This is a genomic window from Thermoleptolyngbya sichuanensis A183 (assembly GCF_013177315.1).
GTDB lineage: Bacteria > Cyanobacteriota > Cyanobacteriia > Elainellales > Elainellaceae > Thermoleptolyngbya > Thermoleptolyngbya sichuanensis.
On record NZ_CP053661.1, the window covers coordinates 3,075,699 to 3,093,250 of the forward strand.

20 protein-coding genes are annotated in these 17,552 nt (G+C 52.7%); 6 read left to right on the forward strand and 14 right to left on the reverse strand.

The annotated features are described in order from the left end of the window. Positions 1–230: 230 nt before the first annotated feature. Together HPC62_RS12835 and HPC62_RS12840 are read left to right on the forward strand one after the other, a co-directional pair. The gene (locus HPC62_RS12835) at positions 231–1,466 is read left to right on the forward strand and encodes a type II secretion system F family protein (protein WP_172356242.1); all 1,236 of its coding nucleotides are present in this window, start codon (positions 231–233) and stop codon (positions 1,464–1,466) included. A gap of 149 nt (positions 1,467–1,615) precedes the next feature. Then, positions 1,616–2,221 carry a hypothetical protein gene (locus HPC62_RS12840; RefSeq protein ID WP_172356244.1) on the forward strand — a complete coding sequence of 202 codons (606 nt, stop codon included), beginning with the start codon at positions 1,616–1,618 and terminating at the stop codon, positions 2,219–2,221. Between the two features lie 52 nt (positions 2,222–2,273). Here the strand turns inward: HPC62_RS12840 and HPC62_RS12845 are convergent, their stop codons facing one another. Both HPC62_RS12845 and HPC62_RS12850 read right to left on the reverse strand, forming a co-directional pair. Next, on the reverse strand, positions 2,274–2,861 hold the full coding sequence (locus tag HPC62_RS12845) for a hypothetical protein (protein WP_172356246.1): 588 nt from the start codon (positions 2,859–2,861) through the stop codon (positions 2,274–2,276). A 20-nt stretch (positions 2,862–2,881) separates the two neighbouring features. Next, positions 2,882–3,319 carry a DUF4079 domain-containing protein gene (locus tag HPC62_RS12850; RefSeq protein ID WP_172356248.1) on the reverse strand — a complete coding sequence of 146 codons (438 nt, stop codon included), beginning with the start codon at positions 3,317–3,319 and terminating at the stop codon, positions 2,882–2,884. 287 nt (positions 3,320–3,606) lie between these two features. On the opposite strand from HPC62_RS12850, the gene atpD reads away from it, so the two are divergent. Both atpD and atpC read left to right on the forward strand, forming a co-directional pair. Beyond that, on the forward strand, positions 3,607–5,064 hold the full coding sequence (atpD, locus tag HPC62_RS12855) for a F0F1 ATP synthase subunit beta (RefSeq protein ID WP_172356250.1): 1,458 nt from the start codon (positions 3,607–3,609) through the stop codon (positions 5,062–5,064). A 126-nt stretch (positions 5,065–5,190) separates the two neighbouring features. Further along, a complete protein-coding gene (gene atpC / locus HPC62_RS12860; protein WP_172356252.1) occupies positions 5,191–5,604 on the forward strand; it encodes an ATP synthase F1 subunit epsilon in 414 nt (137 codons plus the stop codon). A gap of 161 nt (positions 5,605–5,765) precedes the next feature. On the opposite strand, the gene HPC62_RS12865 is transcribed toward atpC, so the two are convergent. From HPC62_RS12865 to HPC62_RS12900, 8 genes are all read right to left on the reverse strand, one after another. Beyond that, positions 5,766–6,446, reverse strand: a complete 681-nt coding sequence (locus HPC62_RS12865; protein WP_172356254.1) for a queuosine precursor transporter — start codon at positions 6,444–6,446, stop codon at positions 5,766–5,768. A 247-nt stretch (positions 6,447–6,693) separates the two neighbouring features. Next, positions 6,694–6,786, reverse strand: coding sequence for a cytochrome b6-f complex subunit PetL (gene petL, locus HPC62_RS12870; RefSeq protein ID WP_068514956.1), 93 nt, complete (start codon positions 6,784–6,786; stop codon positions 6,694–6,696). Between the two features lie 260 nt (positions 6,787–7,046). Beyond that, positions 7,047–8,057: a hypothetical protein gene (locus tag HPC62_RS12875; RefSeq protein ID WP_172356256.1), complete on the reverse strand. Its 1,011-nt coding sequence runs from the start codon at positions 8,055–8,057 to the stop codon at positions 7,047–7,049. Positions 8,058–8,172: 115 nt separating this feature from the next. Continuing rightward, on the reverse strand, positions 8,173–9,486 hold the full coding sequence (locus tag HPC62_RS12880) for an NF041680 family putative transposase (RefSeq protein WP_172353244.1): 1,314 nt from the start codon (positions 9,484–9,486) through the stop codon (positions 8,173–8,175). Between the two features lie 74 nt (positions 9,487–9,560). Next, positions 9,561–9,746 (reverse strand): hypothetical protein, encoded by a 186-nt coding sequence (locus HPC62_RS12885; RefSeq protein ID WP_172356258.1) that lies wholly within the window; start codon positions 9,744–9,746, stop codon positions 9,561–9,563. 111 nt (positions 9,747–9,857) lie between these two features. After that, on the reverse strand, positions 9,858–11,030 hold the full coding sequence (locus tag HPC62_RS12890) for a transposase (RefSeq protein WP_172355768.1): 1,173 nt from the start codon (positions 11,028–11,030) through the stop codon (positions 9,858–9,860). A gap of 87 nt (positions 11,031–11,117) precedes the next feature. Further along, positions 11,118–11,267, reverse strand: a complete 150-nt coding sequence (locus tag HPC62_RS12895) for a hypothetical protein (protein ID WP_172356260.1) — start codon at positions 11,265–11,267, stop codon at positions 11,118–11,120. A 449-nt stretch (positions 11,268–11,716) separates the two neighbouring features. Beyond that, a complete protein-coding gene (locus HPC62_RS12900; RefSeq protein WP_172356262.1) occupies positions 11,717–11,986 on the reverse strand; it encodes a GlsB/YeaQ/YmgE family stress response membrane protein in 270 nt (89 codons plus the stop codon). A 1,065-nt stretch (positions 11,987–13,051) separates the two neighbouring features. On the opposite strand from HPC62_RS12900, the gene HPC62_RS12905 reads away from it, so the two are divergent. Continuing rightward, entirely contained in the window at positions 13,052–13,405 is a 354-nt protein-coding gene (locus HPC62_RS12905) for a resolvase (protein WP_172356264.1), read from the forward strand. Positions 13,406–13,417: 12 nt separating this feature from the next. On the opposite strand, the gene HPC62_RS12910 is transcribed toward HPC62_RS12905, so the two are convergent. Further along, positions 13,418–13,801, reverse strand: a complete 384-nt coding sequence (locus HPC62_RS12910; protein ID WP_172356266.1) for a glycosyltransferase — start codon at positions 13,799–13,801, stop codon at positions 13,418–13,420. A 115-nt stretch (positions 13,802–13,916) separates the two neighbouring features. On the opposite strand from HPC62_RS12910, the gene HPC62_RS12915 reads away from it, so the two are divergent. After that, a protein-coding gene (locus tag HPC62_RS12915) for an ISKra4 family transposase (RefSeq protein ID WP_172355000.1) occupies positions 13,917–14,956 on the forward strand; the annotation gives its coding sequence in 2 pieces (ribosomal slippage) (positions 13,917–14,049 and positions 14,049–14,956; 1,041 coding nt in all). Positions 14,957–15,220: 264 nt separating this feature from the next. On the opposite strand, the gene HPC62_RS12920 is transcribed toward HPC62_RS12915, so the two are convergent. The 3 genes from HPC62_RS12920 to HPC62_RS12930 all read right to left on the reverse strand — a co-directional run bounded on the left by HPC62_RS12920 (position 15,221) and on the right by HPC62_RS12930 (position 17,146). Continuing rightward, positions 15,221–15,673 carry a hypothetical protein gene (locus tag HPC62_RS12920; protein WP_172356268.1) on the reverse strand — a complete coding sequence of 151 codons (453 nt, stop codon included), beginning with the start codon at positions 15,671–15,673 and terminating at the stop codon, positions 15,221–15,223. Positions 15,674–16,107: 434 nt separating this feature from the next. Next, positions 16,108–16,512 (reverse strand): NIL domain-containing protein, encoded by a 405-nt coding sequence (locus HPC62_RS12925; RefSeq protein ID WP_172356270.1) that lies wholly within the window; start codon positions 16,510–16,512, stop codon positions 16,108–16,110. A gap of 115 nt (positions 16,513–16,627) precedes the next feature. After that, positions 16,628–17,146 carry a phosphoribosyltransferase gene (locus tag HPC62_RS12930; RefSeq protein WP_172356272.1) on the reverse strand — a complete coding sequence of 173 codons (519 nt, stop codon included), beginning with the start codon at positions 17,144–17,146 and terminating at the stop codon, positions 16,628–16,630. Positions 17,147–17,552 lie beyond the last annotated feature (406 nt).

Sequence of the window (17,552 nt, forward strand, 5' to 3'; positions counted from 1 at the left end):
CAAGCCCAGGAAACCTATCACAAGTGTATAAGTCCTGCTGATTCAAAGTTTGGCTAGAGTTGTGTCATTCTTTGCGAATTTCACTAAACTGCTAGGTATCGAAATCGGTATCGAAAAATTAGGTTTTGGATAAAGTGGAACTCAAGAACCTTGCCGATTAGCAGCCTTGCCGTTCGACCGTTGGCGAACTTCCTGATTTACGTCGTCTCGTATCTATCTCCCTCCCCGCTATGCAAACCTATGTTGTTCGCGCCCGCGACTCTAAGGGCAACCCAGTAAAACGCAAAATCAGCGCTGCCTCTCCCGCTGAAGCGCGAACCACGCTGCGGGAACAGGGCCTGTTTGTGCAAGAGTTGGCTGAGGATCGCAGTCTGTTTGAAAAGCTCAACACGCTTGATCTCAAGGACATTCAAAACTCTTTTGCAAAGGTCACGGTTAAGGATAAAGCTGTTTTTTCTCGCCAGTTTGCGGCATTGGTCAACGCAGGCGTGGCGCTGGTGCGCGGTCTGGGAGTGTTGGCAGATCAGTGCCCCAATCCCAAGCTGAAAAAGTCGCTCCAGGCCATTAGTGCAGATGTGCAGCAGGGAACGAACCTGTCGGATTCGATGCGTAAGCATCCGGAGTGCTTCGATGACCTGTATGTCAGCATGGTTCAGGCTGGCGAAGTCGGCGGTGTGTTGGATGACGTGCTGAATCGGCTGTCTAAACTGCTGGAAGACATTGCCCGATTGCAGAACCAGATCAAGTCTGCAATGGCGTATCCGGTGACTGTAGGAATTATTGCTATTCTGGTGTTTTTGGGCATGACAATTTTCTTGCTGCCCATTTTTGCCAATATTTTTGATGAACTGGACGCAGAGCTACCTGCGTTTACCCAGTTCATGCTGAATATTAGTAACTTCCTGAGAACGCCGATTTATCTGATCGCGCTGGTGATTATTGTGATTCTGGGGGCTTTTGCCTATCGCCAGTATTACAAAACCCGCGTGGGTCGGGAAACAATGGATCGCTTTTTCCTCAAGATGCCGCTGTTTGGCGATCTGGTGCAAAAGAGCGCGACGGCTCGCTTTTGCCGGACGTTTGGGGCGCTTTCTCGCTCTGGAGTTCCAATCTTGACTTCGTTAGAAATTGTGCGCGATACGGCAGGCAATCAGGTAATTTCTAACGCCGTGGATGAGGCGCGAAAGGAGGTGCAGTCGGGCGGCATGATTAGTCTGGCACTCCAGCGGGAGCAGGTGTTTCCACTGATGGCGATCCAGATGATCAGTATTGGTGAGGAAACGGGCGAGATCGACTCGATGCTGATGAAGGTGGCAGACTTCTATGAGGACGAAGTGGAGCAGGCTGTAAAGGCGCTGACTAGCATCATGGAACCAATCATGATTGTGTTTTTGGGTGGCATGGTGGGGTCGATTCTGGTGGCGATGTATCTGCCGATGTTTGCGGTGATGGACAATATTAAATAGGCAAAATTAAATAGGCAAAAGAACAGGCGAGGACACACAAGCGCTGCTTCTTGCCCGGACAACCTATCTTTTAGTAAGAACTCAAGCAAGATGCAGAGAGAGGGCGGACGAAACTGGAGCGATCGCCCTCCTTCGATTCATCTAATCCTATGGCGAACCTGCAACTGCGCTATGAAGAACTGCTAGCTGAGTATAGCGACCATCGGGGGGCGATCGCCCTACTCAAGCAATATCGCCCCTACTTGGAAACTGTGCCCAGTATGCGCCGCCCTGACGACAGCGTGATTACAATTCCGCTGCCTGTGGTGCGCGTGCGGCAGGCGGGTGTGTCGGCAGAATCGGGCGGGGCAACGGTGTCGGCAGGTGAGGTACTGCGGTTGCCCTGCGATGTGGCGATTCTGATGTGCGACCCCGAATGGCAGGTGAAAACCGGGCCAGAAATCTTCGTCTTTATCTATCGTCCCAATGAGGACTTTTCGGAATTGCTGAGCCGCTGGCGGCGCACCCAAGTGCTTCTCGACAAGGGCTATGAATGGCTGATGCCGCCGCGTCACAAGCACATTCTGAGTGAAGCGGCTGAAGAAACTCACCCGCTGTTTGTGGTGTTTCAGGACACGCCGGAGCGGATTCGTCGGGGGCTGCGGGGCGCTGGGCTGCCGTTTGTGGTGCAGGCGATCGCCGACTGGCCAGAGGACGAGGATGAGCCTCTCGCGCCGGAGCGGTCTTCGTCAGAAGTTCTGGAAACTGAAGAATAGAGGTCTATCCAGAACAGAGGTCTATCCCGGAAATTCGCTCTGGCATTGGGCATTAAGCAGGCATCCCAACAGTCAGCGCGGTCCAGATTGTCCAGGCGTCTATCAACAGCAGCAGGAGCGTCAGCCCCAGCAAAATTAGATACATCCACGGCTGAGACAGTGGGCGCACGTCGGTCGTGTCAATGCCTGTCTTGGTCTGCACCAGCGACACTAGCCGAGCAAAGCCTGCCACCCGCATCGGCAGCAGCTTTGCCTCGCCTGCTTGAGTCAAAAAGTAGTAAACCAGCCCGCCCTGGCCGGTGGAGCGCGGCTTGAGTGATGTAATCTCTGACCAGTCGAGGCTCCAGCCCTTTCGCAATAAATCGGGAACCCAGCGGGGATAGGCAACCTGAATCCCCGTGTTGGTTACGATCACTCGCTCGCTGAGGGCGGCATAGAGAGCGATCGCCCCCAGCCCCAGCGCTACTGCCAGCGCACTCGGCGGCACGGGCGCCTGGGTCACCTTTGCCAAAAACGGCAGCGGCACCGTCAGCGCGACATAGAACAGCAGCAGCGTCAAGCGGATCAGCGGCGAAATGCGGAATGCCTGCGGCAACTCTGGCAACGGCGGAGATTGCCATTCAGCAGAAGAGGTAGCCATAGAACTCAGAGGTGAAAAAACTAGGGCAGGTATTTTTGCACTACGCTCCAGCCCGACAGAGAGACGGCGATAAAGCCCAGGAACAGAACCAGATTCGTGCCTACATGGAGCGATCGTGCCCAGGGACGTTCGGCTCCAATCTGCATGGCGCTACCCGCAGACAGCAGCACCAGCGCCACCACCGTCAGCCCTGCGACCAGATGCACCGAATGCCCCAGACTGCCGTAGTAGCCCAGCGTCCCCACCAGCCCAATCGTTAGCAGCAGCAGCACCAGCAACACCAGCAACCCGCCTAACGCCAGGTGGAGCGATCGCAGCCACCCTGGTCTGGGGAACGCCTGACGACGACTACGCCGCATCCAAACCCCGCTGATTCCCAGCAGGCTATAGGTCAACAGCGATAGCCCCATCGACCAGGCCGCAATGCGCCAGAGCCAGAGAAAAGAAGGAAGGTTCAAATTACCGTCCAGGATAGATACATAGATCCTTTACGCAAGCCAGGTTGCCAGATGGCTAGCACCTAGCAATTATCCTCATTATTGGCGATTTGGGGGACTGGTTGAACAGTCGGTGAAGGTCTGAAGCAGCTCTGATGAGGTGGCTACAGAGCGTCGTCACTGGAGATTCTAAAAATTTTGAGAACTTTTTGTGACAGGTTTAGTGATAATCTGAAAAGTGGCAATTTTACGTTATGTTAAAGCTGTCACGAACCCCTCAAAAAGCTGATCAGACGATAGGCGAAAGCATGGTCACCACAGCAGAGAAAACTAATATTGGCTACATTACTCAGGTCATTGGGCCCGTCGTAGACGTGCGCTTTCCCAGTGGCAGCCTGCCTCAGATTTATAATGCATTGACGGTTAAAGGACAAAACGCCGCTGGGCAAGAAATTTCGGTTACCTGCGAAGTGCAGCAGCTTCTAGGTGACAACCAAATCCGCGCCGTGGCAATGAGTTCAACCGACGGACTGGTGCGGGGCATGGAGGCAGTAGACACGGGCGCACCCATCAACGTGCCTGTGGGAACGGCAACGCTGGGAAGAATTTTTAACGTACTGGGTGAGCCGGTTGATAACAAAGGTGATGTGGCAACGCAGGAAACACTGCCGATTCACCGCGAAGCTCCCAAGCTGACCGACCTGGAAACCAAACCCTCGGTGTTTGAAACCGGGATTAAGGTGGTTGACCTGCTCACTCCCTATCGCCGGGGGGGCAAAATTGGTCTGTTCGGCGGCGCTGGTGTGGGCAAGACCGTGATCATGATGGAACTGATCAACAACATTGCGACCCAGCATGGCGGTGTGTCGGTGTTTGGCGGCGTGGGCGAACGCACCCGCGAAGGCAACGACCTCTACAACGAGATGATTGAGTCGGGTGTAATCGACAAGGACAACCCTGCCAACTCGAAGATTGCGCTGGTGTATGGCCAGATGAATGAGCCGCCCGGAGCGCGGATGCGGGTGGGTCTGTCGGCGCTGACGATGGCAGAATACTTCCGGGACGTAAACAAGCAGGACGTGCTGCTGTTTATTGACAATATTTTCCGGTTTGTGCAGGCAGGTTCTGAGGTGTCTGCGCTGCTGGGCCGGATGCCGTCTGCGGTGGGCTATCAGCCGACGCTGAGTACTGACGTGGGGGCGCTGCAAGAGCGGATTACCTCGACCCGCGAAGGTTCGATTACCTCCATTCAGGCGGTGTACGTGCCTGCGGACGACTTGACCGACCCCGCCCCAGCAACGACCTTTGCCCACCTAGATGGAACTACAGTGCTGTCTCGCGGCTTGGCCTCCAAGGGCATTTATCCGGCGGTAGACCCGCTGGATTCTGCCTCAACCATGCTCCAGCCGGATATTGTGGGCGATGACCACTACAACACGGCTCGTGCGGTGCAGGCAACGCTTCAGCGTTATAAAGAGCTTCAGGACATCATTGCGATCCTGGGTCTAGATGAACTGTCGGAAGACGATCGCCTGACGGTGGCCCGCGCCCGCAAGATTGAAAAGTTCCTGTCGCAGCCGTTCTTTGTGGCGGAAGTGTTTACGGGTGCCCCTGGCAAGTACGTGACACTCGATAAAACCATCCAGGGCTTTAAGAAGATTCTGGCGGGTGAACTGGATGATCTGCCGGAAGGGGCCTTCTACATGGTGGGCGACATTGACGAGGCGATCGCCAAGGGCGAAAAGATGAAGTCTGAAGGCAAGTAATGTTTTGAATCGCTGGGTATGTGCAGTTTACGCTGTACATACCTGGCTTGAGATGATCCATAGCGCTATTTCTTTAACGCTATTTCCTTCGACTCGCTTTTGATTCTCTAACCCCAATTCAACGTTATGCCGCTAACTGTTCGAGTCATTGCGCCAGACAAAACGGTCTGGGATTCTCCGGCAGAGGAAGTGATTCTGCCCAGCACTACGGGTCAGCTTGGCGTGCTGAGCGGACATGCGCCCATGCTGACGGCTCTGGATACGGGCGTGATGCGCGTCCGTGCGAATAAGGACTGGGTGGCGATCGCCCTGATGGGTGGCTTTGCAGAGGTCGATCAGGACGAGGTTACGATCCTGGTGAACGGTGCAGAGCGTGGTGATGCGATCAACCAGGAAGAGGCGCGGACTGCCTTTACTGAGGCTCAGGCCAAACTTAACCAGGTTCAAAGTGGTGGTTCCCGCCAAGACCAACTTCGTGCGACGCAGGCTTACAAGCGGGCTCGCGCTCGGTTCCAGGCATCGGGTGGCATGGTGCAGTAGCCAAACGCCTGGTTCGATTCATTCTCGTTTCATCTCACCCAAACGCGATGGGCAGACTCTAGTTCAGCAAGGGTCTACCCATCGTGTTTTTGTTTTCTCGCTTTTTTGATCGGCTAACATTGGCTAACGACTGTTGGTCTGCCGAGGCTTCGTTTCGTGGTTTATTGGTGCGTTTGCGACAGGTGGAACGGATTGAAGTTGGTGTTGCGATCGTAGTAGTCCTCCTGTTCCTCCTGCTTGAGCCAGCCTGTAATCGCGTAGGTGGCAGGGGTGAAGAGAATTTCCACGCCGCACTTAAATAAATAATTGGACACGATGAGCGGCCACAGCAGGGAGTTTGGCACGACCCCTGTGAAGGCGATCAGCACAAATAGCCCGGTGTCGAGCAGTTGCCCAATTAGCGTGGAGCCGATGGTGCGGAGCCAGAGCCAGCGTCCTGCCGTGCGAATTTTGAGCTTTGCCAGCGTGAAGGAGTTGGAAAACTCTCCCGCAATGTAGGCAATCAGGCTTGCTGCCACGATGCGCGGCGTTTGCCCCAGAATGGTTTCATAGGCGGACTGGTTGCCCCAGTCGGCGGCGGGTGGCAGCGCCCCCACAATGGCGAGCGTGATTGCCATGACCAGCGCTGACACAAAGCCCAGCCAAATCACTCGGCGCGATCGCCCATAGCCGTAGACCTCAGTCAAGATGTCGCCAAAGATATAGCTGAGGGGAAATAGAATCGTGCCGCCGTCGAAGGTAAGCGGACCAAGGGTCAAAATCTTGGTGGAGGCAATGTTGGAGATTAACAGCACTGCGACAAACAGCGCGGTAATGGTGTCGAGATGCTTGAATGCACGCATAGAGTCAGTCGGGGGATAAGAATGAGGGGTTGTCGGCTCCGGAGCGCCAGCGCGAGCGGGAGTGATTCCACGCAGAAAAGCTGGCATTTCAAGCCGCATGGGCTGAAGGGCCAGCTTTTTTGGGGAATGCAGGTGGCGGATCGCTATACGGCGGATCTCTATAAGATATGGCGGAAAGATGTGGCGTATCAAGATATGGCGGATCGCTGCGAGGGTGATTGCGCTCAATCCGCTTGTTCAAGGCAACCTAAATCAGCTTCACTGTCCGCAGCGCGTAGTACAAACCAATTGCGCCACCAAAGGCGATCGCCAGCATTAGCACGTAAGCAACAAATCCCATTGCAACTATTCTCCTTCACCATCAAACTGGGTTGTTCTTTCTTCAGGACTTACGCACTTGCGATAAGCTCTTTGGGTTTTGGACAATTTCTCGCGGGCGCAGCCCGCGAGAAATTGTCCAACTGCGTAAGTCCTGTTTCTTATTGAAACATTGATTCGGGGTTTGAAACCGTTTTCGCTGCCGGTGCTTGAACCTGCAACCCGCTCAACACGCTATGTATGCTCCGTATGCGTGACGTGAGGCGGGTCAATAAGCCGAAGTCAGCGGCCTCCAAACCCAGACTTTTGCTTTGGTTTACCCTTTGCCTTTTTCTTGGAAGAACTGCGGGTCACGTCTTGCAAAGCTTCTTCAAACAGCGTTTGCAAATGCATCGGCACACTGGCTATCTCCGGCAGCGTGGGTTCTACAGATTTACCAGCGCCTACCAGAACCTCGTCCAGTTCATCCAGTGTAAACGATGGGCGATCGAGGCAGCGTTGCAAAGCCTCCGTCAATGGCTGGGGATAGTCTTCTGCCATGCAGTGCCAAACGTAGGTGTTCACTGCATCTTCTTTCAGATATTTTTGAAGAATTTGGTCTGCTCCTGCCGTTGCCGCTTCATCTGTGGATTCAAGCAGTTGGGTCAGTCGCGCATAGTCTTGCAAAAAGGCTTGACCCCAGCGGGGATGGACGAACACAGTCACCGCTTCTGCCCAACGCAGATCATCTGGCAAATTGATCGGCGGCATCACCATTTTGATAGATTGATTGCTATTGAGCAGGTGGTTGACTGCTCCACTTTCTTCTCCTAGTAGCTCTGCCGACTCCGCCACATCTTCTTCCGAAAGACCTGCTTCGTTGACCAGTTCTTTTAAGGATTTAGAGGCATCAATCCCTGCTTCTCCCAAGCGGCGTTGAGTCATTTCGTCCTGATAAGCTTTGAGCTGCTTGTTCAACTCTTGCCCCGGCAGGGTTATGCGATTTGTTCCAAAGAATTCCACAAAGTATTGACGATATCGCTCTACGGAAGTCCAAGCTTCTTCTAATAGCTCTGGTGCGTCGCCATAGAGCTGATTGGGAAACCAGTTTTTGAAGTTGCCAATGGCGACTGCGAGCTTGGGTTTTCCTAATTTTCCAAGCAGCATCAAGGGGCCGGAGAATATCCACTGATCTGGTGTTTCGGGCCAGAGGCGGGTCACGACAATCTCACCAAGGCTGAGGCGAGAAAGTTCTTCTGAAGAGTGGAGCCGATCTGGCTTTGCCCAGTAGTATTTTTCCGTGAGCCAATTCATCACTTTAGTTTGGACTAACTGGCATCACAATAATGCTCAACAGGATGCCATAAAGAATCTGCTCAACCGTTCATAACAGTTGAACTTAAGGAATTGGATACAATCCTGCTCGCAGTTAAGCTGCTGTTGCAACCGGACTGTTCAGGGATTGTTCGGATGTCTTGCGTTTCGAGGCTCGTTTTTTGACCATCGGATAGCAGGGACGAGGAGTTGGCTTGTGCCCCTTGCCTCGTCCTGGCGATTTACCACGAGGTTTAGGCGCAGGAGCAGGGGTGCCAATCGCTGCCAAAATGCCTGCAAACGCTTGTGCGACCCGACCCGGAGTCAACGTTTCTTGCGGTGCCTGCCAGGGCAAGGGGTGGTCAGTACAGTCCTTTCGCGCTAACCACAACTGCCAACTGAGCAACGGCATCAGGCTGCTCCACTGTTCGGTTGCCGATACAGAACTGAACTGGGGATGTGTCCAATATAGCCTCTGCTTGGCAAAGCGATACCAGTGTTCAATGGCAAAGCGACGGAGGTAGTGCAACCACAGGGTTTCTAACGGAGGCATCTGCTCACCCAGCCAAACTAACCACAAAGGAGCCAAGCGTCGCGTGCTGCTCTGTGTCTCCAGCACCTCCACGCGCAACACTTCCATTGCCCGTTTGGGGGATTTGCGGAAATGGTATGCACTCCAACGACTGACCCGCACTCGTCCCCAGTTGGGATCATCGACTTCAACGGTTTCGACCGGGACACTCCAAGTGTCAGGGTCATTGAGTTTCATCTTATGTCCATGCTTGGCAGGTGCGCCTCGCCCTCGATACGCTGGGGGCGCGCCATAGACACATCGATTGGATGTAACCCGCAGCAGCAAGTCTGCCTCAATCCCTGCCGTTTGGTTGACAAAACTGGCATTGCCGTACCCTCGGTCGTAGATCGCCAACGGACGCACCGCTAACTGCCGAGTCACTTGTTTGAGTTGGAATGCCGCTTTACTGGCGGGTGTTTCAAAGCTGGTGATGCGCTCATGCCGCAATGGTAATGCCCAACTGCCCCTGTCTTCAGCAATCCAGGCTAAGGTACTGTAGTTTTGTCCGGCTATCGGGGCATGTCCTGTTCTGCCTGATAAGGTGCGGTCTTTCAAACGCCTGGCAGCAGGACGGTTCCACCGACTCGCATCACCTGCCAACAACGGTTGCTGCTGAGTCGGTATCTGCTGCACCAACAGCTTCAGCACCTTTGATCGGGGTAGGCGGCTATCGCGCAACGCTTCATAGGTGCTCGACCACTGGCGACGAAAGACAGGACTCTGCGATAGCCTCACAAACGACACGATGCACGCACTCACTAACACGGCATCCATCAGATCAAACAGGGCATCTCTGGCGTTTCCCAAGCTGGCATACAACGTTTGGCGAAATTGCTGAAGTTCGTTGAAAATCATGGGGTCAATGTTGGTTGTACTTCATTGACCTTACGGCAGTCGGTGCTTCTCATTGACTGCCTTCCTCTTCACCATTAGTCCAAACTAAAGTTCATCACCTCGTAGCGATCGCCCTCAGCTTGCAACACCATAAACAGTCCGTTAAAGGTCCGTTTCCAGGATTCGACTAACGCCTGATCGTCCTGCGATCGATTAGAGATATTCTGAGTAAAAATATCTAGCACGGATTGCCCATTGACCTGCCCCTCCGTCAAAAACATGTCAATCGCCAAATCGGTGCGGCTGATTCCCTGGAGGTTTGTGGCTGCCCAATGACGGAGCTGATCAGCGCTGTAGCGTTCTAGGGCGATCGCCCTGCTTGACTGACAAAACTAAGAAGCTGGAATACGGCTGAGGACAGTGAATTCACGCTTTAGGGAGTCATCGTGTTGTCGCCTTGATGCGATGGCAGGTTGAGGGTCAGGTGAACAGGAGAGGAACTGATAAACGTGAATCTTCCACTGGTGAGTGATAGCCAGCCGAATCCAATTCCAGCCCAGCTTGAGATAACTCATGCCGCGCTTCCAGTGAGCATCGACTTGGCGACGCTTGCCGGATGCGACCACTTGCACCCCTTGGAGAACTAAGAACAGCATCGTCAAGGCGATTACCCCACACAACTGGGAAAGGGCAACCTTGTCTCTGAGTCTGGAGGCTTCGAGATTAAACCCGTTGGACTTCAAATCCAAAAACGACTCCTCCACCTGAAATCTCAGTCGATATTGGGCAAACGTCTGCAAGTTCGTCGGCTCATCACTCACAATTGTCCAATTCTCGCTGCTGAGTTTGTCGTGGGCAAAGGCAAGGTAAACATTGTCGTAGGGCTTTGTTCTACCCACCGACACTGCAGGCGTAAAGTAAGCTTGTCCTGGTTGCAATTGAACCGACGATACCTGGCGCCACTGCCCTTGGTGCTGAAATTGGAAGGAGCGTTTGATGCGGATGCGGAAATGCCAACCCAGATTCTCCCGGAGGTATTTCATCAACTTGCCATCGGCAAACCCTCGGTCTGCCAAAAGGACAATCGCGACACCCTCGGGCATCAGCCGTTGCGCTTGCCGCAGTACCCGTTGAATCGTCCACAACCTGACGGTGCTGCTTGATTGCGCCACCACTTTCCAAGCGACCGGAACCGTTCTTCCTCGGTACACCACTGCGACCCAGACGATGCAGAAACAATTCCATACGACCGTTGTATCGAGGCTTAAGTAGAGTCGTTGGGTCTGCCAGTTGGACAGAGCCTGCCCAATCAGCGCATGATGAGCGGACGCGACATTGATCCGCCGATTCGACAACCAGCGGCGAAACCGGCGTTGGTGGGATTGAGCCATTTGAGCGCGACTCCTCACATACACCCCAAATCCATTGAGATGAACGTTTTGGCTTCCAATCATGCCAATGATCATCCAGCACAGTGTTTGCAGATGGCGAGCATCCTGCCACTGCATGTCGCATTGACGCAGAAAATCATTCAACGCATCATAAAGACGGGAAGTCGGTGACATTGATTTGACTGGTTTGTGTGGTTACTTCTCAGCCTAAATCATGCTCTGCTTCCCGCATGGCTTTCGTTCCAGCTTTAACCTGTTTTGTCAGTCAAGCAGGGCGATCGCCACATCATCTTCCGCATCCAGCACAAAGTCTCGCAACTCCTGCCTTAAGGACTCGGCTTTTGCTTCTGCTTCAGATTTAGAAGATTTAGATTGCTGAAGGAATTCGCTCATTAGTAGGTCGGTTGACATAGCTCAAGAAGAAGGGTGAAAACTATCGATATACCTAAAAAAATATCTGTTCCAAAATATCTACTGCTGAAAAAGAGCAGCTTGTATTAGCCTGTCTCAGTGGCGCTGCCAATGAAATAGGTAAAGGCACTTAATATAATTGACGGGCAATAAAATCAAAATCTCAACACTCAAAATCGACGGCTATAAAAGTGGTGTCTAAAAACCAATTTCAGAAAATGACGTAGGGCAACCATCCTGACTGCCTGACACATCTCTGGAAACCCCTGATTTCTCGTAGGGGACGCTGGCCCAAAAGCTCCTCTGACCAAGCCCTCCGGCTCCAACTCAGGAGCTATGGGCTTCGATCCCAAGACAACGAATTTTCTGGGCTTTCGGGACTTGTGTCAGGCAACCAGGCAACCATCCTAACAGTTGCCCTAAATCATGCTGCTGGCGAAGGACTGTAATTAGACAGCCCGACGAGTCGCGGAGTAGTAAACAAACAGTGCAATAATCGCGCCCAGCACGGCAATAAAAACACCACCAATGCTAAGTCCGGTAGCCGTGAGCGCTAGAGTGCCTGTCGTGATCAGGTTGTAAAGGCTACCACCCACAAATGCACCAATCACACCCAGCAGCAGTGTGCCTAAAATACCGCCGCCTTGATGACCCGGATAAATCGCTTTGGCGATCGCACCGGCTACCAGACCCAACACGATCCAAGCTAGAAGGTTCATAGATAATCTCCTAAAGTTCAACAGGCTTTTGAATGCCCTTTCGTTCATAGCTAAACAATATCGAATCTGTCTTGTGAGTAAGACCATCTGAAGACGTAGTTCGCTCTTATCTAAAGAGAGACTTGGTTTCTATAAGCTTTAATTTCAGACATTTAAGTGGAAATGTTATGCAACATTTCCCTGCATAGTGGGGTAAAGACTTTTTTCAAAGACTCCCTTTTAAGAACAAGGATTTTGTGACTGCTAATTCTTCACTTGCTTTAGAAACTCGCTTCAGGGTCGTTGACAGTAAATGGATACCCTTTTGTAGGATGTGTTAGCGCTAGCGTAAAGGGTCAAGATTTTGCGGTGCAGCTACGCAAAACAGCACCCTACAGCCCGATTTATTGATGTTGACCCACTTGATGGGTTGCAGCGCAGTTCTGAAGTACCTGTTGCGGCAGGTCATTTGTCGCTTTGACTAGCTGCGGATAACGCAAATACTCAAATCGACGGAGTTCTTTATTGGCAGGACTTTTGGAGATGCAGTGTATTTTCTGGACTTAATTTGGACTATTTTTTAACCCGTGTTGGGCGGTCAGGCAACGCTAGTCTTCTGAACCGATAACGTTGTAGCGATCGCCCTGCTCCGGTGAAAAACTCTGGCGTTTTGCCGCCTCAACCCTAACACAGCCCGTGCGGAAGAGCGCAGAAGTTTGATTGCAACTTCAATTGTCAGATCCGAATAGCGGAGTCGAGTCATATCCCTAAAGAGTATTAATTTGAGACTAAAAATCCATTTTCAGGACTCATTTTAAGATTAAAAGTCTTTTTATAGGTCTAACAATGAGCGTGCTTGTCCAAAAAGAGACAAACGCAACTGCTTTTTCAATTAGAGAAATAAAAATCTACTAAAATTTGTCCAATAAAGAGAAAATAAGTCTCTTTATTAGACTTAAAATAAGACAATAAATCCAATCAAAAGACTAGCATTGAGATAGTTATTCTTAAATGTAGACTCAATGTAAGACGAATCGGATAAAATTAAGACAAACGCAATTCTTAAAAATTTTCGTCTGCAAATTCATGGACAACCGAGTTTTCACCACCCCCGAAGGACTGCTGACCGTCGAAGCTGCCCAAAAAGTGCTGAATCGTTCCCGTGCTTCGGTCTATCGCTATGCCAACACCGACCCAAATACCCTAAATCCGCCCTATGACCCATCGCGGCTCAACCCGGAATTGCGCCAAACGCTCGAAGATCCCATCCTGTTTCACCCCAATGAAGTCGCCCGCTTTGCAGCCGATATCCTTGGAATGAAACAAGTCACAATTCATGTTCAAGAATCAGCAGAAACCACCACCCACAAGCTATTGCGGGCGATTCTCTCAGAACTTCAAAGCATTCGAGAACTACTTGAATCTAAGCCTCTAAGTTGAGCAATGGAATCATTAAAAATAAATCGGGATGCGGCATTCTTCCAGCAGGCGATCGCCCTTTTGTTGCAGCGCTTGAATTTCTGCGTCCAGCCTCGCAGGAAAAGGCAAACTGGCGATCGCCAACAGATCTCGAAGGCGATAGCGCCAGTCGTGCCGCAAGAGGCACTCACAGTGATTTCGGAGGGAGTTTTGCTGTAAAAAATCCTGATCCGCTAGCAGAGATTCCAAAAACTCAACCGCATTGCTGCCCCTTGGAAAATCAATTGCGCTGTTCTCCCAATCCATCAACTCCGCCACGCCTGACCCAAACGGACGTTTCCCAACAATCGTGCAGCCGTAGAGCCAACCCTCTAACCATCGATACAGCAAGGGAGAATCCTGATAGAAACGCGGCACATCACTCGCTTCAAAGCAAAGGGAGCATCCCACTTTCGCGAAAACAGTGCGAAGGGTGAGAATGGGAGGGTAGCCCCAGGGATGACTCACCAGGACACCTGAAGACCAAAAGCGATTGGAAGCTTGTACAGCAGAGATCGCCGAGATTTTGTATCGCAATAGCAACCGAGAGGGGCTCGATAGTCTAGAAGGCATCGAGCAGACTGTACGACGGCAAATGCTAGAGGAGGTGAGCCCTCGAGTTGCCCTTTTTTTGTCAACCAGAAAGCCTACCCCGCCCGAGGCCGGGTTCGCCGATTGAAGAGTTTGGTAGGGGTCCTTGAGATTCGTCAAAGTCAGGCAGAACGGTTAGGCGTAAAGGCTTACAGCCGTCTCAGTGGTGGCCTAGAGAAAGCCAACCTACGCTTAAGTGCCAACGAATCGTTTCAAGATGCAGAGGATGACATCGTAGCCCTGACCGGGATGCGGGTCGGGCACTCGACCCAACAACGTCTGGTGGGGCGTCAGTCGTTCGAGTCTGCCGAGGCTAAACAAGGCGTCAGTGAGGTCAGCATTGATGGCGGCAAAGTCCGTCTGCGTGACCTGCTAGAGTCCGATAGCCCGTGGCGAGACTACAAAGCGGTGCGGGTGGAGGGGATTGATTACAACGCCTTCTTCCAAGACAATGACAGCTTGATTGATTATCTCAGCGCTCAACGCTTGCTCTCCCCACTGGTCTGTCTGGGCGATGGTCACGCTGGGGTGTGGAATCTGTTTGCTCAACTCACCACCGTTGAGACCCGTTGGGAAATCCTCGATTGGTACCATCTCAAAGAAAACCTCTACAAAGTCGGTGGGTCGCTCAAGCGCTTAGCAGCGGCGGAAATGCTGTTATGGCAAGGTCAAGTGGAAGCCGCCAGGGCCCTCTTTGCCGACTGTCGGCGCAAGCAAGCCCGCAATTTTGAAGCCTATCTGAGCACCCATCGCTCTCGCATCGTGAATTATGGGTTCTACCAGGCTGAGCAACTCTGTTCTATTGGATCAGGAGCCGTAGAATCGGCTGTCAAACAGATTGGGCGACGCCTCCAAATTTCGGGTGCTCGCTGGAATACGGCCTCCGTTAATGCCATGTTGAGTCTGCGCTGTGCCTACCTCAATGGACAGCTCGCCAGTTGACTGTTTCATCGAAAGTGGGATGCTCCTATCCGTCTGGGGGCAACCCCCAGCATTTGCTGCGCCGCGCCACCCCGTATCAAAAACCGTAACGTCGCTCTGGGAGAGCGTTTCCCGGCTTAGATTAAGAGTGTTCACTCCTCATGCGCTCAGCAGCTTCGTCGGGTTCGTCGGGGCTGCTGTTTATTTCTAAGGGACTTACAGAGGGATTTGCACCTGAGAACTGGCGCAGCGGTTCCGAGGCTGTAGTCGAACTGGCGGGGACAGTTACCTCCCCAACGGCCAGACCTGGAGCAGTCGGTTTGCGGGAGCAGGCAGCGTCGTTTCAGCCGTCCACCCAATGGACAACCCTATGACCGAAATCGCAGTCAGCACGCCGAGGGACTGCCAGCGGCCTAGCTTGGCCTGCTGCAAATCGAGCCGTGCCAGAATCTCCGCCGCAACTACCACCAGGATGTATTCAAAGACGTGATACCAAACGAGGATGACGGCGATCGACATGGCTCCTAGCAGCACTAGCGAAAAATAGCCCAGGCTAGATCGGAGCCAATTTCTGAAGAAGCGCCGCAGTCCTCGTGACCAGGCCGTGAGTAAGAGCGCCTGCACGACTGCAAAGGTCACCGCCAGCGCCCAAGCGACCCAGTTTTCGGTGTTTTGGTAGAGAAACCAGCTAAAGCTAGTGTAGGCTGCCAGCAGCAGCGGTAGAGAAACCCAGAGCATGGCCCAGAGCAGGAACAATAGGGTAAAACGCTGAACTGCGTTTCTATTAGGTTACCTAATAGGCAGTGTCTTAAACCTTTCTAGGTCGTTGATTGCCTTGAGTCGATCCCCCTAAATCCCCCTTAATAATAAGGGGGACTTCCGGAGTAGTTCGGCCCGGTTTCCCCCTTTTTAAGGGGGGCTAGGGGGGGATCAAAGATTAAGGGGGACTTCCGGAGTAGTTCGGCCCGGTTCCCCCCTTTTTAAGGGGGGCTAGGCGGGATCAAAGGGTTTTAAGAGCTAATTTATGAAGCAAATCTTAAGAAGCCTGAAACTCTTGGCATGTGTGGCTTTGAGGTCATGTTTGCCCAGGAAAAGCGGTTTCTCGGAAATCCTTGATTAACAAGGCTTTCAGGCTCCTTTACAAATTAGCTCTAAAGCACGCTCTAGATTACCTACAGGTTAGTGGAGATTGCCTGCACCGGGCAGGTGGGGATGCACTGTTCGCAAACAATGCAGCGCGATCGCCCGAAATTGAGCCGGAAGGTCTGTGGGTCGAGGCTCAACGCTTCCGTTGGGCAGACTCCCGTGCAGAGGCCGCAGTGGACGCACAGGTCTTCATCAATCAGGATTTCGCGGCTGGCGGTGGAAATGCCAATATCCTGCGATCGCAGCCAGTCCAGCGCCGCATCTAGCTGATCAATATCGCCCGACAGCTCCACCACCAGCGTCCCGATTTGATTCGGCGCGACCTGGGCGCGGATGATGTTGGCAGCCACGTTAAAATCCTTTGCCAGCCGATAGGTGACGGGCATGTGAACCGAGCGCTTGGGAAACGTGAGCGTAACGCGCTTTTTCACAAATCGTTTTTACAGATTGCTTTCACAGATTGTTTTCACAGACCGCTAATTACAGCGACCTTACAGCACAGCTTTACAGAGTCGGTTTCGCAGAGGCTTGCCAACGCTGGACGAACTAGGCCGGGGCTGACAGCTTTGCGGCCAGTGCTTCGGCAGTGGTGTTTTCGTAATACTCGAAGGGCTGATGAATCCAGGGGTTATCTTCCAGATAGTCTACGTAGTAATCCGGCTGAAAGATGGAGCAGGCTTTGTACCAGAGAACGCCAGTCCGCATCTCGTCAATATAGAAGCCGTAGTTGTGATTTAGCCATTCGACGCTGCGCTTGAGGCTGATGCCTGAATCGACCAGATCATCCACCAGCAGAACATTGCTGCCCAGATTGGGCGTAGTCATGGCCAGGTCGCGAGAAAAGGTGATTGCACCGCGCGATCGCCCTCCTGGCCCATGATAAGAAGCTGTAGACAAAATCGCCAGCGGCAGGTCAAACACCCGCGAGAGCAAATCGCCAACCCGCAGGCCGCCCCGGGCAATGCAAACAATCTGGTTAAATTCCCAGTCGGATTCATAAACCTTGACGGCAAGCTGTTCAATTAGGCGATGATAGTCGGGCCACGAGACGTAGAGATCTGACATGGGAAAGACGGCAGAGGATGAGTGGGACGAAAACGAGCGAACGGGCAGGATTACCTTAGGATTAAAAGGATTCAAGTTGCAAGATTGGGGCTGCACTCCAGCAGTCTGTATACCAGGAGTCTACATACTAGGAGTCTACATACCAGGAGTCCGCATACTAGAACTGCCCCCACAGCGAGCGACAGAGCAGGCGATCGCCCGCCGCGTATTCCCTAGATGATGAGCATCCTACAACTTGCTGGATAAAATCAAGCCACTGGCACAAATCCAGTCCCTCGACGGGTGACTTGCCGCGTTGCTAGAACGGTTGCCAGAGCAGTTGTCCAACCAGCGGTTGCAAAGAACGGTGGGCGATCGCCAGCCCGTTCTCCCCGATCTCCTCAGCGCCCTGTTTTCCTTCTCTGTT

Excerpts from the sequence above, each read along its gene's own strand:
- HPC62_RS12840 (WP_172356244.1), top strand. The coding sequence starts at position 1,616 with ATGGCGAACCTGCAACTGCGCTATGAAGAACTGCTAGCTGAGTATAGC.
- HPC62_RS12865 (WP_172356254.1), bottom strand. The coding sequence starts at position 6,446 with ATGCGTGCATTCAAGCATCTCGACACCATTACCGCGCTGTTTGTCGCA.
- HPC62_RS12930 (WP_172356272.1), bottom strand. The coding sequence starts at position 17,146 with ATGTCAGATCTCTACGTCTCGTGGCCCGACTATCATCGCCTAATTGAA.
- petL (WP_068514956.1), bottom strand. The coding sequence starts at position 6,786 with ATGGGATTTGTTGCTTACGTGCTAATGCTGGCGATCGCCTTTGGTGGC.
- HPC62_RS12885 (WP_172356258.1), bottom strand. The coding sequence starts at position 9,746 with ATGTTTTTGACGGAGGGGCAGGTCAATGGGCAATCCGTGCTAGATATT.
- HPC62_RS12835 (WP_172356242.1), top strand. The coding sequence starts at position 231 with ATGCAAACCTATGTTGTTCGCGCCCGCGACTCTAAGGGCAACCCAGTA.
- HPC62_RS12905 (WP_172356264.1), top strand. The coding sequence starts at position 13,052 with ATGGACAACCGAGTTTTCACCACCCCCGAAGGACTGCTGACCGTCGAA.
- HPC62_RS12920 (WP_172356268.1), bottom strand. The coding sequence starts at position 15,673 with ATGCTCTGGGTTTCTCTACCGCTGCTGCTGGCAGCCTACACTAGCTTT.
- HPC62_RS12880 (WP_172353244.1), bottom strand. The coding sequence starts at position 9,486 with ATGATTTTCAACGAACTTCAGCAATTTCGCCAAACGTTGTATGCCAGC.
- HPC62_RS12845 (WP_172356246.1), bottom strand. The coding sequence starts at position 2,861 with ATGGCTACCTCTTCTGCTGAATGGCAATCTCCGCCGTTGCCAGAGTTG.
- HPC62_RS12895 (WP_172356260.1), bottom strand. The coding sequence starts at position 11,267 with ATGTCAACCGACCTACTAATGAGCGAATTCCTTCAGCAATCTAAATCT.
- atpD (WP_172356250.1), top strand. The coding sequence starts at position 3,607 with ATGGTCACCACAGCAGAGAAAACTAATATTGGCTACATTACTCAGGTC.
- HPC62_RS12875 (WP_172356256.1), bottom strand. The coding sequence starts at position 8,057 with ATGAATTGGCTCACGGAAAAATACTACTGGGCAAAGCCAGATCGGCTC.
- atpC (WP_172356252.1), top strand. The coding sequence starts at position 5,191 with ATGCCGCTAACTGTTCGAGTCATTGCGCCAGACAAAACGGTCTGGGAT.
- HPC62_RS12900 (WP_172356262.1), bottom strand. The coding sequence starts at position 11,986 with ATGAACCTTCTAGCTTGGATCGTGTTGGGTCTGGTAGCCGGTGCGATC.
- HPC62_RS12890 (WP_172355768.1), bottom strand. The coding sequence starts at position 11,030 with ATGTCACCGACTTCCCGTCTTTATGATGCGTTGAATGATTTTCTGCGT.